The sequence below is a fragment of the Micromonospora sp. NPDC049891 genome (genome assembly GCF_040660295.1).
Taxonomy (GTDB): Bacteria; Actinomycetota; Actinomycetes; order Mycobacteriales; family Micromonosporaceae; genus Micromonospora.
This window is the reverse complement of sequence record NZ_JBFAML010000019.1, coordinates 54,242-79,168: the sequence shown is the minus strand read 5'-3', so window position 1 is coordinate 79,168 and position 24,927 is coordinate 54,242. Positions and strand designations below refer to the sequence as shown.

The 24,927-nt window shown below is 71.0% G+C and carries 22 protein-coding genes and 2 pseudogenes; 9 read left to right on the top strand and 15 right to left on the bottom strand.

Translation table 11 applies throughout. The features are described from left to right. Nucleotides 1-10: 10 nt before the first annotated feature. From yajC to ruvC, 6 genes and pseudogenes are all read right to left on the bottom strand, one after another. On the bottom strand, nucleotides 11-349 hold the full coding sequence (gene yajC / locus AB0I71_RS22640; protein WP_357587641.1) for a preprotein translocase subunit YajC: 339 nt from the start codon (nucleotides 347-349) through the stop codon (nucleotides 11-13). Between the two features lie 138 nt (nucleotides 350-487). Then, on the bottom strand, nucleotides 488-1,543 hold the full coding sequence (ruvB, locus tag AB0I71_RS22635; protein ID WP_357587705.1) for a Holliday junction branch migration DNA helicase RuvB: 1,056 nt from the start codon (nucleotides 1,541-1,543) through the stop codon (nucleotides 488-490). Then, nucleotides 1,544-2,182, bottom strand: a pseudogene (locus AB0I71_RS22630) (LAGLIDADG family homing endonuclease); the annotation flags it as partial. Nucleotides 2,183-2,278: 96 nt separating this feature from the next. Next, nucleotides 2,279-2,566: pseudogene (locus AB0I71_RS22625) on the bottom strand (hypothetical protein); the annotation flags it as partial. Continuing rightward, on the bottom strand, nucleotides 2,563-3,165 hold the full coding sequence (gene ruvA, locus AB0I71_RS22620; protein WP_357587639.1) for a Holliday junction branch migration protein RuvA: 603 nt from the start codon (nucleotides 3,163-3,165) through the stop codon (nucleotides 2,563-2,565). The gene ruvA and the pseudogene AB0I71_RS22625, both read right to left, overlap by 4 nt. After that, nucleotides 3,162-3,689, bottom strand: a complete 528-nt coding sequence (gene ruvC / locus AB0I71_RS22615; RefSeq protein ID WP_357587637.1) for a crossover junction endodeoxyribonuclease RuvC — start codon at nucleotides 3,687-3,689, stop codon at nucleotides 3,162-3,164. The genes ruvA and ruvC overlap by 4 nt, the downstream gene beginning before the upstream one ends. 191 nt (nucleotides 3,690-3,880) lie before the next feature. Here ruvC and AB0I71_RS22610 point away from each other — a divergent pair, with 191 nt between their 5' ends. From AB0I71_RS22610 to AB0I71_RS22600, 3 genes are all read left to right on the top strand, one after another. Continuing rightward, a complete protein-coding gene (locus AB0I71_RS22610; protein ID WP_204008235.1) occupies nucleotides 3,881-4,663 on the top strand; it encodes a 3-hydroxybutyrate dehydrogenase in 783 nt (260 codons plus the stop codon). A 17-nt stretch (nucleotides 4,664-4,680) separates the two neighbouring features. Then, a complete protein-coding gene (locus tag AB0I71_RS22605) occupies nucleotides 4,681-6,597 on the top strand; it encodes a helix-turn-helix domain-containing protein (protein WP_357587634.1) in 1,917 nt (638 codons plus the stop codon). 74 nt (nucleotides 6,598-6,671) lie between these two features. Beyond that, nucleotides 6,672-7,769: an ionic transporter y4hA gene (locus AB0I71_RS22600; protein WP_357587632.1), complete on the top strand. Its 1,098-nt coding sequence runs from the start codon at nucleotides 6,672-6,674 to the stop codon at nucleotides 7,767-7,769. A gap of 37 nt (nucleotides 7,770-7,806) precedes the next feature. Here the strand turns inward: AB0I71_RS22600 and AB0I71_RS22595 are convergent, their stop codons facing one another. The 4 genes from AB0I71_RS22595 to AB0I71_RS22580 form a co-directional block, all read right to left on the bottom strand. Continuing rightward, a complete protein-coding gene (locus AB0I71_RS22595) occupies nucleotides 7,807-8,520 on the bottom strand; it encodes a VTT domain-containing protein (protein ID WP_357587630.1) in 714 nt (237 codons plus the stop codon). Between the two features lie 107 nt (nucleotides 8,521-8,627). Further along, entirely contained in the window at nucleotides 8,628-9,233 is a 606-nt protein-coding gene (locus AB0I71_RS22590; RefSeq protein WP_357587628.1) for a TetR/AcrR family transcriptional regulator, read from the bottom strand. A 4-nt stretch (nucleotides 9,234-9,237) separates the two neighbouring features. Then, nucleotides 9,238-10,815 carry an MFS transporter gene (locus AB0I71_RS22585; RefSeq protein ID WP_357587626.1) on the bottom strand — a complete coding sequence of 526 codons (1,578 nt, stop codon included), beginning with the start codon at nucleotides 10,813-10,815 and terminating at the stop codon, nucleotides 9,238-9,240. A gap of 94 nt (nucleotides 10,816-10,909) precedes the next feature. Next, nucleotides 10,910-11,551, bottom strand: a complete 642-nt coding sequence (locus AB0I71_RS22580) for a transcriptional regulator (protein ID WP_357587624.1) — start codon at nucleotides 11,549-11,551, stop codon at nucleotides 10,910-10,912. A gap of 140 nt (nucleotides 11,552-11,691) precedes the next feature. Here AB0I71_RS22580 and AB0I71_RS22575 point away from each other — a divergent pair, with 140 nt between their 5' ends. Further along, nucleotides 11,692-12,549, top strand: coding sequence for an SPFH domain-containing protein (locus AB0I71_RS22575; RefSeq protein ID WP_357587622.1), 858 nt, complete (start codon nucleotides 11,692-11,694; stop codon nucleotides 12,547-12,549). A gap of 194 nt (nucleotides 12,550-12,743) precedes the next feature. Here AB0I71_RS22575 and AB0I71_RS22570 read toward each other — a convergent pair whose 3' ends face one another. Together AB0I71_RS22570 and dnaE are read right to left on the bottom strand one after the other, a co-directional pair. Continuing rightward, complete coding sequence (locus AB0I71_RS22570) at nucleotides 12,744-13,781, bottom strand: aminotransferase class V-fold PLP-dependent enzyme (protein ID WP_357587620.1); 1,038 nt, start codon at nucleotides 13,779-13,781, stop codon at nucleotides 12,744-12,746. A 90-nt stretch (nucleotides 13,782-13,871) separates the two neighbouring features. Continuing rightward, nucleotides 13,872-17,405 carry a DNA polymerase III subunit alpha gene (dnaE, locus tag AB0I71_RS22565; protein ID WP_357587618.1) on the bottom strand — a complete coding sequence of 1,178 codons (3,534 nt, stop codon included), beginning with the start codon at nucleotides 17,403-17,405 and terminating at the stop codon, nucleotides 13,872-13,874. Between the two features lie 266 nt (nucleotides 17,406-17,671). Between dnaE and AB0I71_RS22560 the strand changes: the two genes are divergently transcribed. Together AB0I71_RS22560 and AB0I71_RS22555 are read left to right on the top strand one after the other, a co-directional pair. Further along, nucleotides 17,672-18,214 carry an RNA polymerase sigma factor gene (locus AB0I71_RS22560; protein ID WP_357587616.1) on the top strand — a complete coding sequence of 181 codons (543 nt, stop codon included), beginning with the start codon at nucleotides 17,672-17,674 and terminating at the stop codon, nucleotides 18,212-18,214. After that, nucleotides 18,204-18,764, top strand: a complete 561-nt coding sequence (locus tag AB0I71_RS22555) for a hypothetical protein (protein WP_357587614.1) — start codon at nucleotides 18,204-18,206, stop codon at nucleotides 18,762-18,764. The genes AB0I71_RS22560 and AB0I71_RS22555 overlap by 11 nt, the downstream gene beginning before the upstream one ends. On the opposite strand, the gene AB0I71_RS22550 is transcribed toward AB0I71_RS22555, so the two are convergent. Then, on the bottom strand, nucleotides 18,745-20,256 hold the full coding sequence (locus AB0I71_RS22550) for a protein kinase (protein WP_357587612.1): 1,512 nt from the start codon (nucleotides 20,254-20,256) through the stop codon (nucleotides 18,745-18,747). The two genes, AB0I71_RS22555 and AB0I71_RS22550, sit on opposite strands and share 20 nt — an antisense overlap. Nucleotides 20,257-20,491: 235 nt before the next feature. Here AB0I71_RS22550 and AB0I71_RS22545 point away from each other — a divergent pair, with 235 nt between their 5' ends. Next, nucleotides 20,492-21,055, top strand: a complete 564-nt coding sequence (locus AB0I71_RS22545; protein ID WP_357587610.1) for a hypothetical protein — start codon at nucleotides 20,492-20,494, stop codon at nucleotides 21,053-21,055. 131 nt (nucleotides 21,056-21,186) lie between these two features. On the opposite strand, the gene AB0I71_RS22540 is transcribed toward AB0I71_RS22545, so the two are convergent. Next, nucleotides 21,187-22,767, bottom strand: coding sequence for an MDR family MFS transporter (locus AB0I71_RS22540; protein WP_357587608.1), 1,581 nt, complete (start codon nucleotides 22,765-22,767; stop codon nucleotides 21,187-21,189). An 83-nt stretch (nucleotides 22,768-22,850) separates the two neighbouring features. After that, nucleotides 22,851-23,468, bottom strand: coding sequence for a TetR family transcriptional regulator (locus AB0I71_RS22535; protein ID WP_357587606.1), 618 nt, complete (start codon nucleotides 23,466-23,468; stop codon nucleotides 22,851-22,853). Nucleotides 23,469-23,607: 139 nt separating this feature from the next. Here AB0I71_RS22535 and AB0I71_RS22530 point away from each other — a divergent pair, with 139 nt between their 5' ends. Beyond that, nucleotides 23,608-23,949 carry a PadR family transcriptional regulator gene (locus AB0I71_RS22530; protein ID WP_357587604.1) on the top strand — a complete coding sequence of 114 codons (342 nt, stop codon included), beginning with the start codon at nucleotides 23,608-23,610 and terminating at the stop codon, nucleotides 23,947-23,949. Then, entirely contained in the window at nucleotides 23,946-24,890 is a 945-nt protein-coding gene (locus AB0I71_RS22525) for a permease prefix domain 1-containing protein (RefSeq protein ID WP_357587602.1), read from the top strand. Before AB0I71_RS22530 ends, AB0I71_RS22525 begins: the two co-directional genes overlap by 4 nt. Nucleotides 24,891-24,927: the final 37 nt, after the last annotated feature.

The following is a 24,927-nucleotide window of genomic DNA, read 5'->3' as shown; positions in this document are numbered from 1 at the left end:
GGACTCGACGTCAGTCCTTGACGGAGTCGGTTTCCTCGACGGCCGACTCGACCGGGCGCTCCGCCGGGGTGACCACCCGGGCGATCGCCGGCCGGGCGAAGCGGGTCTGCACTCCGGGAGCGACCTCCAGCAGGACACTGTCGTCCTCGACACCGGTGACCGTGCCGTACAGCCCGCCGATGGTGACCACCTCGTCGCCCGCGGAGAGGTTGGCCTGCATCGATTCGGCCTCGCGGCGGCGCTTCTGCTGCGGACGGATCATCATGAAGTACATGACGCCGAAGAGCAGAGCGATCATGAGGATCGGCGTGAAGCCGCCCGCTCCGCCGCCTTCTGCTGCGTAGTACACGGTTGTCGACCTTCCCATTGGCCGCCGGACCGGCGCGTCGGCGCCGGAACGGAGGCGGATTTTCACATCCTGTACAGACCGCGGCGAGTCTAGTCGCTCTGCCTGGGAACGCCGAATGCGGCACAGATCACGAACAGATCACGGCTCGCCGATGTCCACCGAGAACAGATCGGGCGCGGACGGAGCTTCTGCCGCAAATGTACCATTCGGCGGATTACGACCCAGATGGCGCCAGGCAGCCTCGGTGGCCACCCGCCCTCGGGGCGTACGGGCCAGCAGCCCGGCCCGCACCAGGAACGGCTCGCAGACCTCCTCGACCGTGTCCGGCTGCTCCCCGACCGCCACGGCCAGGGTCGACAGCCCGACCGGACCGCCCTTGAACGACTCCACGAGCGCGGTCAGCACCGCCCGGTCCAGCCGGTCCAGCCCGAGGGCGTCCACGTCGTACACGGTCAGCGCGGCCCGGGCGGTCTCGATGGTGACCACGCCGTCGGCGCGTACCTCGGCGAAGTCCCGCACCCGGCGCAGCAGCCGGTTGGCGATCCGGGGCGTGCCCCGGGACCGCCCGGCGATCTCCGCCGCCCCGTCGTCGGTGATCGGCACTCCGAGGATCCGCGCCGAGCGGTGCAGCAGCGTCTCCAGGTCGGCCGGTGAGTAGAAGTCCAGGTGCGCCACGAAGCCGAACCGGTCCCGCATCGGGCCGGTGAGCAGGCCCGACCTGGTGGTCGCGCCGACAAGCGTGAACGGCTCCACGTCCAGCGGGATGGCGGTGGCACCGGGCCCCTTGCCGACCACCACGTCGACCCGGAAGTCCTCCATCGCGCTGTAGAGCAGTTCCTCCGCCGGCTTGGCGATCCGGTGGATCTCGTCGATGAAGAGCACGTCCCCCTCGGCCAGGCTGGTCAGGATCGCCGCCAGGTCCCCGGAGCGTTCGATCGCCGGCCCACTCGTCACCCGGATGCCGGCACCCAGCTCGGCGGCGACGATGTTGGCCAGGGTCGTGTTGTGCACGACCAGGTCATTCACCGTGAACGTGTGGTCGCCGTCGACCGTCAGGCACCGGCACTCGTGCAAGCCGACCGGCTCTACGGACACCACTCGGTCGGCCGCCAGCCGCTCTTCGAACCGATCCCGGCGCGGAGCCCACTCCGCCAACCGCCTGCCCCGCTCACCGAGCACTGTGACTCGCTGCACGAACCTGGCCACGTCGTCCTGGCTGGTGATGCTGAGCCGCCACGACTCGTGCGGTCTGCCCTGGTACCGGCCCCGCTTGAGCTTCAACCGTGACTGCACGCCCAGTCGGAGAAGCAGGTGCTGTACGTCGGCGAGCAGTTCCCGGGACACGCTGTAGTACTCGACCACCACGTCGTACCTGTCCCGCCCACGACGACTCACCGTCCCGTCGCAGGCGAAGTAGGCACCGAGAAACGCCGACACCTGCCAGGTGTCGCCCCGGAACACGAACGCCGGCACCCGCTTGGACCAGGCGTTCTTGCCGAGCAGGCCGTGTTCGGAGAGCCAGGGCAGCAGCCCCGAGATGCGGATCAGGGAGCTACGGGCGCTGTTCGGCCGAGTGATGTGGCCATATCCGAGACGATCACAGGTGGACCGGAAATCAGCCAGCACGTCATCGTCACCACCGGTGAAGGTCACCTGATTGGTCGTGCAACCGTCGCCGACGAGGTACCCGGCGAGGCGGTACTCGTCGGTGCTCTCGGTGCCGTCGGCGACGAGATCCGGCGACAGGACGTTCGCCACGAAATCACGATCGGTCAGATCACCTGCCTTGACCCACCCCTCCGGCGTCCAGAACGGGTGGTCGGGAGCCGCCACCACCTCCCGTCCGCTCGCCGTACGGATCCGGACGCTGTCCAGTTCCCCCTGCTCGTGCACGGCGGCCACCGTCGCGCCCTCACCGGTCCGGCTGATGACACGGTCTCCCACGACGATGTCACCGAGACGCCGTCGGGTGCCGTCCTCCAGCAGGACCAGAGCATCGACAGCGACCGGCTTACCCAAGCCAGGCGGCCCGGACAGGAGGATGTGGTCGGGTGGGGAGCCGCGCCGCATCGCGCCCTGGAGCAGCAGGTCGAGCTGGTCCCGGACGCGGTGCTGGGCGATGAACTCGTCAAGCCGCTTCGGCCGGACACTGGCCTCCGCGTCCCGTTCCGCGTCGTTGACGTACGCCGACACCAGTCCGCCGTCCGGGCCCGTCATCGGGTACGGCCCAGCAGCCGGATGGCCTGCTTCAACAGCACCGGCACCGGCGGGGTGGGACCGTCGACAGTCTCGGCGACGGCGGCCACGGCCTGGTCGGCCTGGCCGGCAGTCCAGCCGAGCCCGATCAGCGCCTGACGGACCTGCTCGGGCCAGCCGCCGCCGGTCACCCCGGCCGCGCCGTCGACACCGATCGGCACCGGGCCGATCCGGTCCCGCAGCTCCAGCACCAACCGCTCGGCGCCCTTCTTGCCGATGCCGGGGACCCTGGTCAGCGCTGCCGTGTCGGCGTTGGCGATGGCCTTGCGCACGGCGTCCGGGGTGTGCACGGCGAGCACCGCCTGGGCCAGGCGCGGGCCAACGCCGCTGGCGGTCTGCAACAGCTCGAACAGTGCCTTGGCGTCGTCGTCGGCGAAGCCGTAGAGGGTGAGCGAGTCCTCCCGGACGACCAGGCTGGTGGCCAGTCGCGCCGACTGGCCGACCCGCAGGTCGGCGAGGGTGCCCGGGGCGCACTGCACGGCCAGGCCGACCCCGCCGACCTCGATCACCGCGTGGTCTGGACCGGTGGCGGTCACCACGCCACGCACACTGGCGATCATCTCGCTCCTCCTCGTCTGACCCGGTCCGCCGCGGCGGCCAGTTTCGACCGGGTGCCGCCGCGCCAGACGTGGCAGATGGCCAGCGCGAGGGCGTCCGCGGCGTCCGCCGGCCGGGGCGGCTCGGAGAGCCGCAGCAGCCGGGTGACCATCGCGGTCATCTGGGCCTTGTCCGCCTGGCCGGATCCGGTCACCGCCGCCTTCACCTCGCTCGGGGTGTACGTCTGCACCGGCAGCCCGGCGCGCGCCCCGGCCAGCACGGCGATCCCGCTGGCCTGGGCGGTGCCCATCACCGTACGCACGTTGTGCTGGCTGAACACCCGCTCCACGGCCACGCTGTCCGGCCGGTGCTCGGCGACCAGCTCGGTCAGCGAGCGGTCCAGGTGCAGCAGGCGGGTGGGCAACTCGTCGGCCGGGTCGGTGTAGACGACGTAGTAGGCGATGAGCGTGCAGGGCCGTCCGGGCACCCCCTCGACCACGCCCACCCCGCACCGGGTCAACCCCGGGTCGACGCCGAGCACCCGCACGCCGCCTCCCTCCAGCCGCCGGGGCAGTACGTGTGTTCGACACCCTACCGATGCCGCCGCCACGCCGCGCCGCGGGACACGCCCGTCACGGCGGGCGGGACAGCAGTGTAGGGACCGACCACAGCGTGCGGTGGGAGTATGTGCCGCCACCCCATGTGCGCCCGACCACACAGCTCGTAACTTCATGCGCCATGACGGCAGAACCCGTGGCGGTCCCCCACGTCGTGAACGTCGACCTGGCCGGTCGTACCGCCCTCGTGACGGGCGGGGGCGGCGGCATCGGCCGGGCCTGCGCCCTGCGGCTGGCCGCGGCCGGCGCCACGGTCGTGGTGGTGGACCGCAACGTCGAGGCGGCCAAGCTGGTGGCCGCCGAGGCCGGCGGCCGGGCCGAGGGGGTGGACCTCGCCGACCCGACGGCGGTGGACGCGCTCGACGCCGACGTCGACATCGTGGTCAACAACGCCGGCCTGCAACACGTGGCACCGCTCCAGGACTTTCCCGTCGAGCGTTTCGAGTACATCCAGCGGGTGATGGTGGAGGCACCGTTCCTGCTGATCCGGCGGGCCCTGCCGCACATGTACGCCCGTGGCTGGGGCCGGATCGTGAACATCTCCTCGGTGCACGGGTTGCGCGCCTCGCCGTACAAGGCGGCCTACGTCTCGGCGAAGCACGCGCTGGAGGGGCTGTCGAAGGTGGTCGCGCTGGAGGGGGCGGCGCACGGGGTGACCGCCAACTGCATCAACCCGGCGTACGTGCGGACGGCGCTGGTGGAGAGCCAGATCGCCGACCAGTCGGCCGCCCACGGCATCCCCGAGTCCGAGGTGATCGAGAAGATCATGTTGGCCCGCGCGGCGGTCAAGCGGCTGATCGAGCCCGAGGAGGTGGCGGAGCTGCTGGCATACCTCTGCTCGCCCCCGGCGGGGTTCCTCACCGGTGCCTCGATCGCGCTCGACGGGGGCTGGACGGCGAATTAGCGCCGGCCACCCGCAGAATGTCGGTCATGTCGTCGCCGGTGGAGTTCCTGGAACTGCTCGCCCGGGAGGCGGCCGCGGTCGAGTTCGAGGGACCGCTGGTCGCGGCCCGCTCGGCCGGGCTGCCCGCCGAGCGCCTCGCCGAGCTGGAGCAGGCCAAGACGGTGGCGCTGCGGGTCCGGGCGCTGCTGGAACGCCGCCGCCGCCGGGAGAGCGAACTGTCCGGCCTGTACGACACGGTCAGCGACCTGGCGGGGCTACGCGACCTGGACGAGGTGCTGCGGGCGATCGTGCACCGGGCCCGGCACCTGCTCGGCGCGGACGTCGCCTACATGACGCTCAACGACGCCGAGCGCGGCGACACCTACATGCGGGTGACCGACGGCTCGGTCTCCGCCCAGTTCCAGCGGCTGCGGCTGCCGATGGGTGCCGGGCTCGGCGGTCTGGTGGCCCAGTCCGGGGCCCCGTACGTCACCGCCAACTATCCGCAGGACGAGCGGTTCCACCACACCCGGGAGATCGACGCCGGGGTGGGTGAGGAAGGGCTGGTGGCCATCCTCGGGGTGCCACTGCGGCTCGGCTCGACGAGCATCGGGGTGCTCTACGCGGCCAACCGCACGGCCCGGCCGTTCGCCCGCGAGGAGGTGGCGCTGCTGCTCTCGCTGGCGGCCCACGCCGCGGTGGCGATCGACACCGCCCGGCTGCTGGCCGAGACCCGCTCGGCACTCGAGGAACTGTCCTCGGCGAACACCACGATCAGCGCGCACAGCAGTTCCGTGGAGCGGGCCGCGGCGGCCCACGACCGGATGACCGCGCTGGTGTTGCGCGGCGGCGGGGTGGAGGACGTGGCCGCGGCGGTCACCGACGTGCTCGGTGGTGCGCTGCTGGCGCTCGACGCCGAGGGGCGGCGGCTGGCCCAGGTCGGTGAGATCGACGAGCCGGACCGGACGGAGATCGTCGAGGCGGTCGCGGCGTCGCGGACCGAGGGACGCAGCGTACGCCGGGGGGTCCTGTGGTACGCCGCTGTGGTGGCCGGCGCGGAGAACCTGGGCGTGCTGGTCCTGCGTCCCGAGGGCGAACCGGCCGACGCCGACCAGCGGATCCTGGAACGGGCGGCGCTGGTGACCGCCCTGCTACTGCTGTTCCGGCGGACCGTCGCCGAGGCGGAGGGGCGGGTCCGGGGCGAGTTGCTCGACGACCTGATCGCCCGACCGCTGCGCGACACCGACGCGCTGCGTAGTCGAGCCCGCCGGCTGGGCGTCGACCTGGACGCCCCGCACGTGCTGGTGGCCGTCGGCGACGACGCCATCGCGGCGACCGGCTCCGCCCGACTGCGGGTGCTCTCCTGGGCCACCACGTACGCCTCGACCCGGGGTGGGCTGGCCGCGGCGCGGGACGGTCGGGTGGCGCTGATGCTGCCCGGGCAGGACGCCGGCGGCAGCGCCCGGGCGGTGGCCCGGGACCTGTCCCGGATCACCGGTCGGCCGGTGACCGCCGGGGCGAGCGGCCCGTCGACCGGCCCCGGGTCGCTGGCCGCCGCCTTCCGGGAGGCGGACCGTTGCCTGACCGCGCTCGGCGCGCTGGGCCGGTCCGGGCAGGGGGCGAGCAGCGCCGAGCTGGGTTTCGTCGGGCTGCTGCTGGGGGCCGTCGACGACGGCGGCGACGCCGACGTGAGCCGGTTCCTCACCGCGACCATCGGGCCGGTGATCGACTACGACGCCCGGCGGGGTACCGCGTTGGTGCGGACCCTGGAGGCGTACTTCGGGGTGGGTGGCAGCCTGGCCCGGGCCGCCGAGCAGCTGCACGTGCACGTCAACACGGTGACGCAGCGCCTGGAGCGGGTCGGGCAGCTGCTCGGTGGAGACTGGCAGCGACCCGACCGGGCCCTGGAGGTGCAGCTGGCCCTGCGTCTGCACCGCCTGCGTACGCCCGGCTGACGACGACCACGACGGAGCGTCGACCTCGACGGGTTTTCACTGCTCATGATCACAAATGTGGCAGGATGTAGATCGTGCTCGCGCTGCTCCGCTCCCTGACCAGTTGGACCGTCTCCATCCCGGTCGCCGCTCTCCTGGTACTTGCCCTGACCTGGAACCAGCAGCTCGACGGCGTCATGGTGATCGTGGTCGGTTCGTTCCTGGCCGGCGCGGTGCTGGCGGCCGTCCATCACGCCGAGGTGGTCGCGCACAAGGTCGGTGAGCCGTACGGGTCACTGGTGCTCGCGGTTGCCGTCACCGTCATCGAGGTGGCGCTGATCGTCACGCTGATGATCAGTGGCGGGGAGAAGACGCAGTCCCTCGCGCGGGACACTGTCTTCGCCGCCGTGATGATCACCTGCAACGGCATCCTCGGCCTGTCGCTGCTGATCGGCGCACTGCGCCACCGGGTGGCCGTGTTCAACCCGGAGGGCACCGGCGGGGCGCTGGCCACTGTGGCCACCCTCGCGACGCTGAGCCTGGTGGTGCCGACGTTCACCATCGGTCGGGCGGGCCCGCAGTTCAGCCCCGCCCAGTTGACCTTCGCCGCGGTGGTGTCGCTGGCCCTGTACGGCCTGTTCGTCATGGTGCAGACCGGCCGACACCGAGACTACTTCCTGCCGGTGGGCAGCGAGGGAACGGCGCTGCCGGAGGAGGTGCACGCCGACCCGCCGTCGACCCGGCAGGCCATGGTCAGCGTCGGGCTGCTGCTGGTCGCCCTGGTCGCCGTGGTCGGTGACGCCAAGTCGGTCTCGCCGGCGATCGAGGCGGGTGTCGCCGCGGTGAACCTGCCGCCGGCGTTTGTGGGGGTGATCATCGCGTTGCTGGTGCTGCTGCCGGAGACGCTCGCCGCGGCCCGCGCCGCCCGCCGTGACCGCATGCAGATCAGCCTGAACCTTTCGCTCGGCTCGGCGATGGCCAGCATCGGCCTAACCATCCCGGCGATCGCGATCGCCTCGATCTGGCTCGACGGACCCCTGCTACTCGGCCTCGGCGGCACCGAGATGGCGCTGCTCGCGCTGACCGTGGTCACCGGAGTGCTGACCATCGTGCCGGGGCGCGCCACCCTGCTGCAGGGCGGGGTGCACCTGGTACTGTTCGCCGCCTTCGTCTTCCTCGCCGCCAGCCCGTGACCTCGGTGGCGGTCCGCGCTCTCGATGGCGGTCGTGGTCAGTGCTCGCCGAGGTGCTGCCGGGCCTCGCGTATCGCCTCCTCGGCCGCCGCCCGCTCCTGCGCGGTGGTGCCGCGCTTGGCAGCCAGCCACGCCCGGAGCAGCTCGACCGCGATCGGCAGGACCGAGATCGCCACGATGGCGATGAGGATGTACTCGATGTTCGCCTTGACGAACGGGATCTGGCCCAGGAAGTAGCCGAGCACCGTCACGCCGGTACCCCAGAGGATGCCGCCCACCACGTTGTAGATCACGAAGGTGCGGTAGTTCATCCGGCTCACTCCGGCCACGATCGGGGTGAACGTCCGCACGATCGGCACGAACCGCGCCAGCACGATGGAGCGGGCACCGTACTTCTCGAAGAACTCGTGCGCCTTGAGCAGGTTCTCCTGCTTGAACAGGCGCGAGTTCGGGCGCCGGAACAGCGTCGGGCCGACCTTCCGGCCGAACAGGTAGCCCACCTGGTCGCCGACGATCGCGGCGATGGTGATCAGCAGGCACACCAGCCACAGGGGGTACTTGAGGTACCGGCCGTCGGCGACCAGCAGCCCGGTGGTGAACAGCAGCGAGTCGCCCGGCAGGAAGAACCCGATGAGCAGCCCGGACTCGGCGAAAACGATCACCAGGATGCCGATCAACCCGAACGTCGAGATCAGCCACTCCGGATCGAGCCAGTCCGGTCCGAGGGCCAGAGTGGTCATGGGCGTCGGCACGAAGAACCCTCCGAAGGCTACGGTCGTATTGCCCGCATGCCTGCGGACGTCCGTAGTCTAGGCCCCGTCCGTAGTCCAGGCCGCGCCCGCGCCACCGACGCGCGACATCACGCATCGCTGGGGCGGATGCCGGCGAGCACGCCGTCCACGATCTTCTCGGCGAGCGTGGTCTCGTCGAGGTCGGGATGCCAGCGCATCACCCGCTGGATGAGCATCGGACCGGTGAGCATCGCCATGGTCACGTCGATGTCGAGGTCCGCTCGGAGGTCGCCGTCGCGCACGCCGCGTTGCAGGACCTCCCGCATCACCGCCCGGCGCGGCTCGATGATGTTCTGGTAGAGCGCGTGGTGCTCGGGACTGCGGTTCACCTCGGGCACCAGGCAGGGCATGATCCGTTCCGCCCGGGGGTCGATGGCGTGCCCGACCGCGCCGACAAGTGTGATCAGGTCCTCACGGACGGATCGCCCGGCCGGCTGCGGCACGTTGCCCTTCAGCGTGCGCAACGCGTCGCGGAGCAGCGCGTCCTTGCCTGACCAGCGGCGGTAGATGGTGGCCTTGCCCACCCCGGCCCGCGCGGCGATCGCCTCGACCGAGATCGTCTCGATGGTGCTGCCCTCCGCGAGCAGATCCAGGGTGGCCTCGATGATGGCCTCGTCGGCGCGGACGCTCCGTGGCCGCCCGGGTGGTCGTGCGGCGTCCGCCGTGCTGGTCATTGCCTCATTGTCCCTGCCGTGGTGCGGCACCGGCCAACTCGGGTTCGCCGATCGGCGCCGACCCCCCGGTCGGGGACCGGCCGGGCATCCAGCGCAGGGCCACCAGAATGCCGGCCGCGGCGACCAGCGCGGCGAGCGCCGCCGAGAGGTGCATGGCCGAGACGAAGGAGTCGTTGGCCGTGGCGACCAGTTGCGGGCCCGCCGAACCGAGCTGACCGGCCGCGGCGTACGCCCCCGCGAGAGACTCACCGGCCGCCTCGCCGGCTGCCGGCGGCAGATCCGCCAGGGCCGGCTCGATCCCGTTTCGGTAGCCGGCGGCCAGCACCGAGCCGATCACTGCGACGCCGAGCGCGGCGGCCACCTGCCGGATGGTGTTGCTGACCGCCGAGCCGACGCCGGCCTTCTCCCGGGGCAGTGCCGACATGATCGATTCGGTGGCCGGCGGCATGATGTTGGCCATCCCGACGCCCTGCAGGAAGAAGGCGACAAGCACCACCCAGATGGGCGTGGCGGCGTCGACGAAGGCGAACGCGCCAAGGGCGACCGAGGTCAGCACCAACCCCACCACCGACACCGCCCGGCCGCCGTACCTGCGGACCATTGTGGCGCTGCGCGGGGCGAAGGCGAGCTGGGCGACCGCGAAGGGCAGGAAGAGCAGGCCGGTCTCGAGCGGGCTGTAGCCGCGCACCAGTTGCAGGTAGAACGAGCTGAAGAACATCACGCCCATCGCGGCGAAGAAGACCAGGCCGATCATCGCCACCGGGGCGGCGAACCGGGGCACCCGGAACAGTCGGACGTCCAGCGACGGGTGGCTGCTGCGCCGCTCGTGCAGCACGAACCAGGCCAGCACCGCGACCCCGCCGACGATCGAGGCCCAGACCAGGGGTCGGCCGAAGCCGTGCTCGCCGCCGTCGATGATGCCGTAGGTGAGGGCGACCAGGCCGATCACCGAGAGCAGCACACCGAACGCGTCGATGCGGCCCGGCGCTGGGTCGCGCGACTCCGGCACCAGCACCGCGACCAGGGTCACGCCGAGCGCCACCACCGGCACGTTGATCAGGAAGACCGAGCCCCACCAGTAGTGCTCCAGCAACAACCCGCCGAGGACCGGCCCGATCGCCACCGCCAGACCGACCGCGCCGGCCCAGATGCCGATCGCCCGCGCCCGTTCCCGGGGGTCGAAGACATTGGAGATGATGGACAGCGTCGCCGGCATGATGGCCGCGCCGCCGACCCCCATCAGCGCCCGGGCCGCGATCAGCTGGCCGGGAGTCTGCGCGTACGCCGACAGCAGTGACGCCAGACCGAAGAGCACCAGCCCGATCAGCAGCATCCTGCGTCGGCCGGCCCGGTCCCCCAACACCCCGAAGGTGAACAGCAGCCCGGCGAAGACCAGGGTGTAGGAGTTGATCGCCCACTCCAGCTCGCCCTGGCTCGCCCCGAGTCCGTGCACCGGGTCCGCGAGCGTCCGAAGCGCGACGTTGAGAATTGTGTTGTCGAGGACGACCACGAGCAGGCTGATCACCAGCACCCCGAGGATCGCCCACCTCCTCGGGTGTCCGGTGTTCTCGTTCGGCTGCATCTCCGCCCCCGGTTTTCGATACGGTCCCGTCCGCGTCGACTCTGAGCGTAGAGCTTTTACGATACGGCACGGTTCCGTTTCGGTATGACGCCAGTCACAGCGCCGGGTCGACGACCGGGCTCTCCCGCAACACCCGGACAGCGGCGGAGAGCGAGTCCAGGCGCCGCACGGGTGGAGCGAGCGGTCCGACCCAGCCGGGGCCGGCCCCGTACACCCGTACACCCGGGAAGTCCCGGGCGAAGCGGCCGATGCGGTACGACCGGCCGGTCACCGCGGACTGGGACCAGACCGCGACGGTGTGCGGCCGGGCCCGGCGGACGGCGCTGGCCAACGCCGGCCACGGCAGCGCGGGCCCGATCAGCAGGCAGCCCCGGCGGCGTTCGCGCAACGCGGCGGCGAGGGCGTGCAGTCCGAGACAGTGTTCCTCCTGCTCCGCCCCGGCCAGCAGCACGCCGTCGGCGGGCGGGCCGACCGCCGGATCTCGGCGGAACACGTCCAGACCGATCCGGACGCCCTCGGACAGGGCGTGCTCGACGGCGATCCCGGCGGCGGTGCGCCCGCTCCGCACGGTGAGCACCGGCACGCAGACGTCGTCCCACAGCCGTACGACGCCCCACTCCTCGGCCAGTTCGACCACGAGCGCGGCGACCCGGTTGCCGTCGAACTCCTCGGCGGCGGTCGTCAGGCGCTTACGCGCGACCTGCACGACCTCGGCCGGCATCGGTACCCCAGACACCAGACTTCCTCCCGGATGAACAGCTCTCCACCGAGGAATTCGTCGGGACGCCGCGTCCCGGATGCGCTCGCCGGTGACCTTGACCGGGGCAGCTACGTTGATGATCAACTCAGCACGGCCGTTCCCGGAAAGGTCCCGTCATGCCATTCGGCTTCATCCTGGCGATCGTCGCCGCCGTCATCGCGATCATCGCCGTCGCCGTCGTCCTGCTCAGCTCGCAACGCCAGGTGCGGCAGATCGGAGTCCTGACGGCGGTCGGCGCCCTGGTCGGGACGGCGGTCCTCACCGTCGCATCGAGCGCCCACTCGGTACCGATCCGCTCGGTCGGCATCGTCACCAGCTTCGGCAAACCGACCGGCGAGGTCACCGGCTCCGGCCTGAAATGGGTCACCCCGTGGCAGCGGGTCGGCGAGTGGGACGCCGGGCGGCAGAAGTACGACCACATCGGCAGCGACCAGTGCGTGCGGGTGCGTACCGGCACCCTCGCGGACGCGTGCGTGGAGGTGCTTGTCGAGTGGCAGGTCCAGCCGGAGAACGCCCCGCAGCAGTTCATGGACTACAAGGGCGACTTCGAGAGCTTCCGGGGACAGCGGGTCGGCGTCCAGCTCGACAGCGCGGTCAACGACGCCTTCGCCACCTACAACCCGTTGGAGCGCATCGACTCGAAGACCGGCAACCTGAACGTCGACCTCAAGCCCTTCTCGGAGAGCATCAAGTCCAACGCCGAGGGACGGCTGGCCGACGACGTCGAGATCCTGTCGGTCACCATCACCCGGGTCAACCACGACGACAAGACCGAGGGCAACATCAAGGCGTTCCAGGACAAGCTCGCCCAGACCCGCAACCTCGAACAGGACCGCCTCAACGCCGAGATCCAGAAGCAGGTCACCGAGACCAACGCGACCGTCGACAAGGTGACCCGCTGCCTGGAGATCGCGGACAAGCACGGCAGCACGCCGGGCCTGTGCATCAACCCGGGCATCGTCACCGGCAAGTGACCCGGCGGGCCGTCACCGGGACGTCCCGACCGCGGATCAGCGGGACCGGCGCGGGGGACGTCCCGACCGTACGGCGGCCCCGGGCCGAGGGGGCGCCAACAGTGCCGCCCGCCCTCACCGGTCAGGTGATGAGGGCGGGCGGCGAGCGCCGGCCGCACACCGGCGAGCCGTCCGGTGCGGCGAGGACGGCGCGGTCAGGAGGTGAGCGCGTCGAGGGCCAGGTCGACGTCCTCGGTGGTGGAGTAGAGATGGAACGAGGCCCGGACCCGACCGGCCCGCACCGCCGCGCGAACCCCGGCACGCGCCAGCTTCTCCTGCGCGCCGGGCACCTCGACGGTGACGATCGCGCTGCGCCCGGTTGGCTGCCCCAGGCCGGTGAGGAACCGGTTGGCCAGCGCCACGTCGTGCGCCCGTACCTGCTCGACCCCGATCTCCAGCAGCAGTTCCAGCGCGGGGGCGGCGCCGACCCAGCTGAACCAGGCCGGCGAGAGGTCGAACCGGCGGGCGTCGTCAGCCAGCCGCAGCGGCGGCCCGTAGTAGGAGGCGTGCGGATCGCGACCCGCGAACCAGCCGGCGGCGTCGGGTCGCAGCCGGTCCCGCAACCCGGGAGCCAGGTAGGCGAACGCGGTGCCCCGGGGACCCATCAGCCACTTGTACCCGCCGGCCACCACGACGTCCGCGCGGGCCGCGTCGAACGGCAGCCAGCCGCACGCCTGGGTGGCGTCGACCGCGACGAGCGCGCCGTGGGCCCGGGCCGCCGCGACGATCTCGTCGTACGCGGCGACGGTGCCGTCAGCGGACTGCACCAGGCTGAACGCCACCAGGTCGGTGTCGGCGTCGACCGAGGCAGCCAGCTCGGGCAGCGGGACGGTGCGTACCTCGACGCCCCGTTCGGCCTGGACGAGCCAGGGAAACAGGTTCGAGGTGAACTCGACCTCGGGCGCCAGCACCCGGGCACCGGTGGGTAGCGCGGCGGCGACCGGCGCCAGCAACTGGGAGACGGTGGCACCGACCGCGACATCGGCCACCGGTACCGCGACGAGTCGAGCGAACGCCGTCCGACACCTATCGGTCGCCGTACCCCAGGTCTCCCACGAACCCTGGCCCACCCGCCACGCGGCCAGCGCGTCCTGCAACGCGTCCCAGGCCGGGTCGGGCGGCAACCCGTAGCTGGCGGTGTTCAGCCAGCCCGGCTGCGGTTGCCACAGCTTCTGCGCCTGCTCCAGTTCCACGCCCCGACGCTAACCGCCCCGCCGCCCCACCCCGAAGCGCCAATCCCACCCTCGTGGCCCCCACCCAGCCCGGGGGGTGGGGGTGGGGGGTCAGGTGACGTTGGCGGGGCCCAGGACGCTTTTGAGGTCGGCCATGAGGGCGGTGGTGGCGGCCACGCGTACGGGGCTCAGGCGCAGGGTGGTGGTGCGGGTGCCGTTGAGGAGTTTGACGTGCACCTCGGCGTCGCCGGGGTGCAGCACCAGGGTCTCCTTGAGCCGTTCCACGAGCGGAGGGGTGCAGCGGGTCACCGGGATGGTGAGGGTCACCGGCTTGTTCGCCGTACTCATGCTGACGTCCGGCAGGGACATGTCCATCGCCATGATGCGCGGGGTGTCGTCGCGCCTGTCGACCCGACCCTTGACCACCACGATCGCGTCCTCGGCGATGTACTGCCCGATCACCTCGTAGGTGTTCGGGAAGAACAGTGTCTCCACGCCACCGGCGAGATCCTCCAGGGTCGCCGAGGCCCACGCCCGCCCCTGCTTGGTGACCCGCCGCTGCACGCCGGAGAGGATGCCGGCGAGGGTGACCACCGCGCCGTCGGGCACGGTGCCCTCCTCGGAGAGTGCCGCGATGGTGGTGTCGGCCGCCGCGCCGAGGACGTGTTCCAGGCCGAACAGCGGATGGTCGGAGACGTACAGGCCGAGCATTTCGCGCTCGAAGGCGAGCTTGTCGCGCTTGTCCCACTCCCCCTCGGCGATGACCGGCATGACAGTGGTGTTCGTCGCCACCTCGGCGTCACCGAAGCCGGCGCCGAACAGGTCGTACTGCCCGACGGCCTCCTTGCGCTTGACGTCGGCGTACGCGTCGATGGCGTCGGCGTGCACGGTGAGCAGGCCCTTGCGGGGATGCTTCAGCGAGTCGAACGCGCCCGCCTTGATCAGGGATTCGATCGTCTTCTTGTTGCAGACCACCGCGTCCACCTTGGACAGGAAGTCGTAGAAGTCGGTGTACTCGCCCTTCTCCTCGCGGCACCGCATGATCGCGGCGACCACGTTCGCGCCGACGTTGCGGATCGCGCCGAGGCCGAAGCGGATCTCCCGACCGACCGGGGTGAACGGGCCGGCCGAGGTGTTCACGTCAGGTGGCAGCACCTGGATGCCCATCCGCCGGCACTCCGACAGGTACATGGCCATCTTGTCCTTGTCGTCACCGACGGAGGTCAGCAGCGCCGCCATGTACTCGGCCGGATAGTTGGCCTTCAGGTAGCCGGTCCAGTACGACACCAGCCCGTACCCGGCGGTGTGCGCCTTGTTGAAGGCGTAGTCGGCGAACGGGACGAGGATGTCCCACAGGGTCTTGATGGCCTCGTCGGAGTAGCCGTTGCTCTTCATCCCGTCGCGGAACGGGATGAACTCCTTGTCGAGGACCTCCTTCTTCTTCTTGCCCATCGCCCGGCGCAGCAGGTCGGCCTTGCCGAGGCTGTAACCGGCGAGCACCTGGGCGGCGCGCTGCACCTGCTCCTGGTAGACGATCAGGCCGTAGGTCGGGCCGAGGATCTCCTCCAGGGGCTCGGCCAGCTCCGGGTGGATCGGGGTGATCTCCTGGAGCCCGTTCTTCCGCAACGCGTAGTTCGTGTGCGAGTTGGCACCCATCGGGCCGGGCCGGTAGAGCGCCAGGACGGCGGAGATGTCCTCGAAGTTGTCCGGCTTCATCAGCCGCAGCAGCGAACGCATCGGCCCGCCGTCGAGCTGGAACACACCGAGGGTGTCGCCGCGGGCCAGCAGCTCGTACGTCAGCTTGTCGTCAAGTGGCAGCTTGAGCAGGTCCACCTTGAGGCCGTGGTTGAGCTCGATGTTCTTCAGCGCGTCGTCGATGATGGTCAGGTTGCGCAGGCCGAGGAAGTCCATCTTCAACAACCCGAGCGACTCACACGTCGGGTAGTCGAACTGGGTGATGATCGCCCCGTCGGCGTCGCGGCGCATCAGCGGGATGTGCTCGATGATCGGCTCGGCGGACATGATGACGCCGGCGGCGTGCACCCCGGTCTGCCGGATCAGCCCCTCGATGCCCTTGGCGGTGTCGATCACCTTGCGCACGTCCGGGTCCGACTCGTACAGGCCGCGGATCTCGCCGGCCTCGGCGTAACGCGGGTGCTTCGGGTCGAAGATGCCGGTGAGCGGGATGTCCTTGCCCATCACCGCCGGTGGCATCGCCTTGGTGATCCGGTCGCCGACCGCGTACGGGTAGCCGAGCACCCGGGCCGAGTCCTTGATCGCGGCCTTCGCCTTGATCGTGCCGAAGGTGGCGATCTGGGCGACCTTGTCCTCACCCCACTTGTCGGTGACGTACTTGATCACCTCACCGCGCCGACGCTCGTCGAAGTCGATGTCGACATCCGGCATCGAGACCCGCTCGGGGTTGAGGAACCGCTCGAAGATCAATCCGTGCGGGATCGGGTCCAGGTCGGTGATGCCCAGGGCGTACGCGACAAGGGAACCGGCCGCGGAGCCACGGCCTGGACCGACGGCGATGCCCTGCGCCTTGGCCCACTGGATGAAGTCGGCCACCACGAGGAAGTACGACGGGAAGCCCATCTGGATGATGACGCCCAACTCGTACTCGGCCTGCACGACGTGCCCCTCGGGGATGCCCTCCGGGTACCGGCGGGCCAGCCCGGCGAAGGTCTCCTTACGGAACCAGGACTCCTCGGTCTCCCCCTCCGGCACCGGGAAGCGCGGCATCAGGTTGTGGAACTCGAACATTCCGGCCGGGTCGACCCGCTCCGCCACCAGCAGCGTGTTGCGGCAGCCCTCCAGCCAGGCGTCGGAGTTGTCCACGCCGCGCATCTCGTCGGCCGACTTGATGTAGTAGCCGCTGCCGCCGAACTTGAACCGGTTCGGGTCGGCGACGTTGCTGCCGGTCTGCACGCACAGCAGCACATCGTGCGCCTCGGACTGCGCCTCGTGGGTGTAGTGCGAGTCGTTGGTGACCACCGGCGGAATGTTGAGCTTGCGGCCGATCTCCAGCAGCCCGTCGCGGACTCGCTTCTCGATGTCCAGGCCGTGGTCCATCAGCTCCAGGAAGTAGTTCTCCCTACCGAAGATGTCCTGGTACTTCGCGGCGGCTTCGAGGGCCTGCGCGTCGTGGCCGAGCCGCAGCCGGGTCTGCACCTCGCCGGACGGACAGCCGGTGGTGGCCATCAGGCCGTCGGAGTACTCGGCGAGCAGTTCAGTGTCCATCCGTGGCCACTTGACGAAGTAGCCCTCCGTGTACGAGCGCGAGGTCAGTGCGAACAGATTGTGCAGGCCGGTCTTGTTACGCGCCCAGATCGTCTTGTGGGTGTAGCCACCGCTACCCGAGACGTCGTCGCTCTTCTGCTCCGGCCGGCCCCACCGCACCCGAGACTTGTGGAACCGGGACTCCGGCGCCACGTACGCCTCGATGCCCAGGATCGGGGTCACCCCGGCGGCCATCGCCTGCTTGTAGAAGTCGTTCGCGCCGTGCATGTTGCCGTGGTCGGTCATCGCCACCGCCGGCATGCCCTGCCGTTTGACCTCGGCGAACAGGTCCTTGAGCCGGGCCGCCCCGTCGAGCATCGAGTACTCCGTGTGCACGTGCAGATGCGCGAACGAATCGCCCATGCGGAGGCCCCCCCGGGTCGGATGATCGAGTCGGTCGGGGGTAACCCTAACCCCGCCGCCGCCGGCCACTCCAGCGCGCCGCGCGCCGGGATCGGCGGCCCCGCCGCACCGCCCGACGGTCCGGTCCCGCCCCCGGTCGGCGGCGCCCGGTCCGGCCGCTGTCGACGCTGGCGCCCTGTCGGCTGGTGGACTCGGGGCCGGACACGGCGGCCCGGTCGGCGTAGCCTGAACGACCACCGCAACACCGTCGAACACGGGACGGCGCGATGACCCTCGCGGACGGAATCGACGACCTGGCCGTCGCCGCGGCCCGCGGCGACCGGGCCGCCCTGGACGCCCTGCTGGCGGCGATTCGCCCGGAGGTGCTGCGGCTCTGCGGTCGGCTACTGCCCAACCGGGAGGACGCGGAGGAGGCCTGCCAGGACGCGCTGCTCGCGGTGGCGCGGGGCATCGACCGGTTCGAGGGCCGCTCGTCGTTCCACACCTGGCTGTACCGGCTGACCGCCAACCGGGCCCGCTCGACCTACCGGGCGCTGCGCCGACGCTGGCTGATGGAGGCCGCCGGGACGCCGCTGCCGGACCGCCCCGACCCGCGCCGCACCAGCGTGGTCGCCGGCACCCGACTGGACCTGTTGGAGGCCCTCGACGCGGTCCGACCCGAACTGGCCGAGGCGCTGACCCTGCGTGACGTGCTCGATCTCGACTATCGCGAGATCGCCGAGTTGCTCGACGTACCCGAGGGCACTGTCAAGTCCCGCATCCACGAGGCCCGCCGGCAGGTCCGGCGGCGGCTCACCGGTGCCGGCTGACCCGGCCGGCCGGCACCGTCCGACGGCGCTGGCCCTGGCCGTCGTGCTCGTCGTGGGTGCCGCCGGTTGCGCCGACGAGCCCGTCGCGCCGCTGCCGGTACGCCCACCCGCCCCGAGCACCGCGCCGCCGCCGGTTCCGCCCTCTCCGCCGACGGCCCGGCCGAGCGGGACACCCGTCGTCGCGGCACCGACCGTCGGGACGGTCCCGAACACGCGACCGACTCCGGCGCTTCGGTCCCCCACCCCCGGGCGGAGCACCCGCACCCCGACGCCCACCGCGACCATGTCCGAGACCTGCCTCGGCGCGGTCCGCTACGAGCTGCCCCTGTCCGACCCCGGACCACTACCCACGTCACTCTGCTTCGCCACCGGCGGGGTGCTGCGCCTTACCGGCATCGGTCCGGGTGAGGTCACCGTCGACCGCGAGGACCTGGTGGACAGCCAGTACGAGGCCGGCGTGGTCGATCTCCGGTTCGTCCGGACCGGCACCGTGGACGTGTTCATTCCCCGCGAGGCGGGCACCCACGTGATCACGGTGGTGGTGCGATGACCGGACGTCGGGTCCGTACCCCGTCGAGCAACGCGTCGACGAACTCGTCACCGGCCCCGGGCGGGGGCACGACCTGCGCGTAGAGCAGCCCGGCAGTGCCCCGGGCGGCGGCCTCCACCAGCACCGGACGCCCGTACGGGCAGTCGAAGCGGGCGACCACCCAGTCCAGGCCACCTCGCCGTACCCGCCGTGGCGGCGTGGCGGCACAGTCGGCGTGCGGCTGCGCGGCGACGAACGTACCCGGATCGGTGTTGCCGGCGGCCGCCGACAGCCCGAGGAAGGCGCCCGGCACCCTCGGGTCGGTCGCCCACCGACGCGGCTCCGGCGAGATCACCAGCGCCGGTTCGAGCCGGCCGGACGTGTCGTACCGCCCGGCCCAGCCGGTGCCGGCCGCCCGCCAACCGTCCGGCAGCACGACGGTCAGCGGGCCACTCGTCGCCGTACCGCTGGGCGTCGCCGAGTCCGCCGCCACCGCGCCCGCCGCCGCCACCAGGACCACCGTCAGTGCGATCGCACGAAGCCACGGCGAACGGGCCCCACCCGCCGTCCCCGGACCCGCACGAGCCGGGACCGCAGAAGCCGGGGCCGTAGCTGGGGCGTCGACGGGGAGTGGGCCGTGGGCCGGCTCCGGTTCGGTGCCCGGGTTGATCGGATCCCGGGTCTGCCGCACCGCCTCCAGCAGTGCCGTGCGGAACGCCTCGGCGTCCAGGTATCTGTCGTCCGGGCGGCTGGCCGTGGCCCGGCGCAGCACCGCCGCCACGGAGGCGGACAGTCCCGCGTCGGCAGCGGAGGCGTTCGGTCCCACCTCGACAGCCGCGGCGGCGGTCGGTTCCGCGTCGCGGGCCGGGTGGGCGAGCAGTCGGAGGCCGAGCCGGCCGAGGGCGTACACGTCGGCCCGCTCGTCCACGATGGCGAGGGCGTCGTCCTGCTCGGGCGCCATGTAACCGGGGGTGCCGGCACGCATGGTGAGCCCGGACGCTACGGCGAGCGCCTTGGCCAGGCCGAGGTCGGCGATGAGCACCCGCTCGCCGTCAGCGGTCGAGCGGAACAGGATGTTGCCGGGCGACAGGTCGCGATGCACCACCCGGTGCCGGTGCAGCACCGCCACCCCGGCGGCGATCTCGGCGAGCATGGTCAGGGCGGTTGCCACGGGTAGGGGTCCGGCGGCCAGCCGCTCCCGAAGGCTGCCGCCGTCGGCCCAGTCCAGCACCGTGTAAGGCCGTCCGTCCGCCAGCTCTCCCACCAGGCGTACCCGGACCAGCCGGTCGTCCTCCAGCCGGCGCAGCAGCCGGGCCTCGTCCAGGAACCGTTCCCGGACGCGTATGTCGTGGTGCCAGTTCTCCGCCAGCACCTTGATCGCTACCCGGATGTCCAGCACCGGGTCGTACGCCAGCCAGACGGTCGCGAACGAGCCCACACCGAGCAACCGCTCCACCCGGTACGCCCCGATCCGCTCCGCCCCCACCACCCGCCCCTCCCAACCCCTCCCCACCCTCCCCCTGTCCTTTCCCTGCCACCCTCCCCCTCCCCCACCCCCACAGCAACCCCCTCCACCCAGCCCCGCGATCTTGCAGTTTTCGTCCCACCATAAAGGACATAAGACGCAAATCAGCGACCACAACTGCAAGATCGCGGGGTTGGGTGGGGGTGGTGGGGGGTGGGGCGAACTGTGGGGGTGGGTGGGGAGACGAAGGGAGTAGGAACTCGATGCCGAGGAGGCGATTTCTGTGCACCGTCTCGTGTATGTCGCAGTCGCGACCGTCCTGACCCTGGTCGGAGCCGCTCCCGCCAACGCCGCACCACTACCGCGTTCGGTCCCCTCGGTGGTGGCCGCACAGCCGCCGACCACCACCGCCGTGATGAGCGTGCGGGGTGCCGGGCCGTACCGGATCGGGGCCAGCCTTGACCGGCTCACCGCCGCCGGATTGATCGACTGGTCCGTCGCGACCTGCGACGGTGTGGTCGCGGCCGGCGCGACCGGCACCTGGGCGGGCGTCATCCTGTTGGCCTTCCGGCACGGCCGGTTGGTCGAGGTGAGCACCGCCACCGTCCCGCCCTACTCCCCCGCCGGAGCGGGAGTCGGTATGACCTTCGCTCAGTTGGAGACGATCTACGGCCCGCGCGGTGGCCTGATCAGCAACGACGCGGGCACCGCCACCGCGTACCTGGTGCGGGTGGGTGCGCGGGTGGAGTTGTTCACCGGGCATCCGATCCGGCCCGGCGTGGGTGCCTTCCAGGTCGGCCCGGCGTCCTTCGTGGAGCGCAACTTCCGGCAGGGCGGCGCCTGCTGAGGGTGCGCCATCGACAGGGTTGGCCTGCTGAGCAGGCGGGGCCGCGCACCCTGCTCAGGTGCGCGGCCCGACGGTACGACAACGCGGGGCACCCGGCGGACCGGACACCCCGCGTTGTCGGGCACGGGTGGTCAGTGGCCGGCCGTCAGGCTCGCCTCCTGGCGGGCCCGCTCGTCGCCGCTGACCGTGTGCAGTGCCTTCTCGCGGATGAACAGGACCGCGACCAGGGCGAGGAAGGCGATCGGCGCACCGATCAGGAACAACTCCGAGGTGGCGGTGGCGTACGCGTCCCGCACGATCCGCAGGATCGGCTCGGGCAGCGCGGACAGGTCGGGTACCTCGGTCGTACCGCCGCCGGTGGGGCTGGCCGCCGGCCCGAGTTGCTCGGTCATCAGGCTGGTCACCCGGTTGGCCAGCACCGCACCCAGAACGCTCACCCCGATCGCGCCGCCCATGCTGCGGAAGAAGGTGAGCACGGAGGTGGCGGCCCCCAGTTCGTGGGCGGGTACGTCGTTCTGCGCCGCCAGGACCAGGTTCTGCATCAGCATGCCGACCCCGATGCCGAGCAGCGCCATGTAGCTGAACAGCAGCGGCAGCGGAGTGTCGACGTCGATTGTCGACAGCAGCAGCATCCCGACGACCATCACCGCGGCCCCGGCCACCAGGTACGCCTTCCACCGGCCGTACTTCGTGATGAGCTGGCCGGCGACCGTGGAGGAGACCAGTAGGCCAAGGATCATCGGCAGGCTCATCAGGCCGGCGACCGTCGGTGACTTGCCCAGCGAGGTCTGGAAGTACTGGGACAGGAACACCGTGCCGCCGAAGAGGGCCACTCCGACCAGCATGCTGGCGACGGTGGTCAGCGCGATGGTACGGCTACGGAAGATCTTCAGCGGGATGATCGGCTCGGGTACCCGGGCCTCGACCCGGACGGCCGCCACCAGCAGTGCCAGACCGCCGAGGACCATCAGCGCGGTCCAGCCGGAGGCCCAGGCGAACTTGTGGCCCGCCAGCGAGGACCAGATCAGCAGGGTGGAGACCCCGGCGGTGATCAGCGCCGCGCCGAGCCAGTCGATGCGTACCTTGCGGCGGACGACCGGCAGGTGCAGGGTCCGCTGGAGCAGCACGATGGAGAGAATGCTGAACGGCACGCCGATCAGGAAGCACCAGCGCCAGCCCAGCCAGGACGTGTCGACCAGAACGCCGCCGATCAGCGGACCGGCGATGGTACCGACGCCGAAGACGGCACCGAAGATGCCGGCGTAGCGGCCCAGTTCCCGCGGCGGGATCATCGCGGCCATGACGATCATCGCCAACGCGGTCATACCGCCGGCGCCGATGCCCTGCACGACCCGGCTGACCAGCAACACCTCGACGTTCGGGGTGAGGCCGGCGATCAGCGAGCCGATCACGAACAGGCCCAGGGAGAGCTGGATGAGCAGCTTCTTGCTGTAGAGATCGGCCATCTTGCCCCACAGCGGCACGGTGGCGGTCATGGCCAGCAGTTCGGTGGTGACGATCCAGGTGTAGACGGTCTGGGTGCCGTTGAGGTCGGCGATGATGCGGGGCAGCGCGTTGGCCACCACCGTCGAGGCGAGAATCGCCACGAACATGCCGACCATCAACCCCGAGAGGGCCTGGAGAATCTCCCGGCGGGACATCCGGTCGGCACCCGTCTCGGGCGCGTCGATCGGCTCGGTCGAAGCTGTCATGAACCTTTCCTCACGCATGGTGCTGCCCCCGGCGCGGTCACGCCGGCGGTGGGAACGGAAGTCGGGGGCGGTCCGCGCGGCCGTCAACCGGTGCGGGGGTCGGGCAGTCCGGCGGCGACGACGGCGAACGCCTCGTCGAGCAGCGCGGCCAGGGAGCCGGTGCCGCCGTCGGTCGCCCACCGGATCAACGCGGTACGCAGGGCGGCTCCGGCGACCGCCACGACGAGTGCGGGGTACGCGTGCTCGGGCGGTAGCCCGGTTCGCGCGGCGATCGCCTCGACAAGCGCCCGTTCGGTGACCGCGTTGCCGGAGATCAGGCGAGCCAGCAGCACGGGGTACTGCGTCACCACCCGCATCCGCAGCAGCGACAGTTCGGCGTCGCCCTGCACTTCGGTGACGACCTCGGCGAAGCTGCGCCGTAGCGCCTCCAGCGCGGAGTGCTCGGCAGGCACGGCGGCGAGGGCGCGCAGCACGCTGTCCCGGTCGGCCTCGGTGTCACCGACCAGAGCGTCGTCCTTCGACGGGAAGTAGTTGAAGAAGGTCCGCGAGGAGACGTCGGCCGCCTCGCTGATCTCCTCGACGGTCACCTGGTCGAGTCCGCGTTCGGCGACCAGGCGCAGCGCCGCGGTGGCGAGGGCGGTGCGGGTCTGCCGCTTCTTGCGGTCGCGTCGGCCCAGCCGCGTCGGGTCGTTGGAGGTCACGGCAGAACCCTAGGACCAAACGTGCAGTCTCTGCAAAGTTTTAGATTGTGATGCAAAGCGCGTCGTCCAACACGATGTCGGGTCGTGGACATTATTGCGCGATAGACAACAGTGTGTGGCACACAGTATGGTGTGACACATGGTCAGCGATGACGTCCTACGGACCCACCTACAGGAGCTACGCCGGGGCACGGTGGTGGTGGCCAGTCTGGTCGCGCTGCGCCGGCCCGATTACGGCTATGCGCTGCTGCAACGACTCACCGGGCACGGCTTTCCGGTCGACGCGAACACCCTCTATCCCCTACTGCGGCGGCTGGAGGAGCAGGGGCTCCTGACCAGCGAGTGGAACACCGAGGAGAGCCGACCGCGCAAGTTCTACCGCACCAGCGAGTCCGGCGAGCAGCTGCTGCGTCGACTGCTCGACGACCTCGCCGCCGTACAGACCTCCCTCACCACCCTGATCGAAGGAGCACCCCGATGACCTCCCTGACCGACCGCTACCTGGCTGCCACCCTGCGCTCGGTGCCGACCGGGCGGCGCGAGGAGATCGCCACCGAACTGCGCGCCTCCATCGGTGACATGATCGACGACCGGACCGCCGCCGGGCAGGACGCCGGCGCCGCCGAGCGCGAGGTGCTGACCGAGCTGGGCGACCCGGCTCAGCTCGCCGCCCGCTACGCCGACCGCCGGCTACAGCTCATCGGCCCCACCTACTACCTGGCCTGGCAACGCCTGCTGATCCTGCTGCTCAGCATCGTTCCCGCCATCGCCGGAGTGGCGGTCGGGGTGGTCCAGGCCACCGTCTCCGACAACCCGGCCGGTGCGATCGGCTCGGGCGTGAGCGTCGCGTTCAACGTGGCGGTGCAGATCGCCTTCTGGGTGACCCTGGTCTTCGCGGTGCTGGAACGGCTCGGCACCCCGCTGGACCTGCCCGACTGGAGCGTCGACCAGCTTCCCGACCACCCCGTCGAACGGGACGTCACCCTCACCGACGTGTGCGCCTCGATCGTGTTCCTGGTCCTGCTCATCGCCTTCCTGCCGTGGCAGCAGTTCCAGTCCGTGATCGGTCCCGACGGCGAGCGCCTGCCGATCCTGGATCCGGCACTGTGGGGTTTCTGGCTTCCGCTGCTGCTCGTGGTTCTGCTCGCCAGCATCGGCCTGGAGATCGCCAAGTACCGCGCCCGCCGCTGGACGTGGCCCCTGGTCGGCGTCAACGCCGTGCTCAACCTGGCCTTCGCGGTTCCGGCGATCTGGCTGCTGGCCAATGACCGGCTGCTCAACCCGGAGTTCGTCGCCCGCTTCGCCTGGTTGCGCGACGGCGGCCTGGACACCGTCGCCCGGATCAGCATCGTGGTGATCGTCGCCGTCACGATCTGGGACATCGTCGACAGCGCGGTCAAGGCGCGACGTTCCGCGCGCTGAGCAGGAGCGGGTCTGGACCGGCGAACGTACGATGATC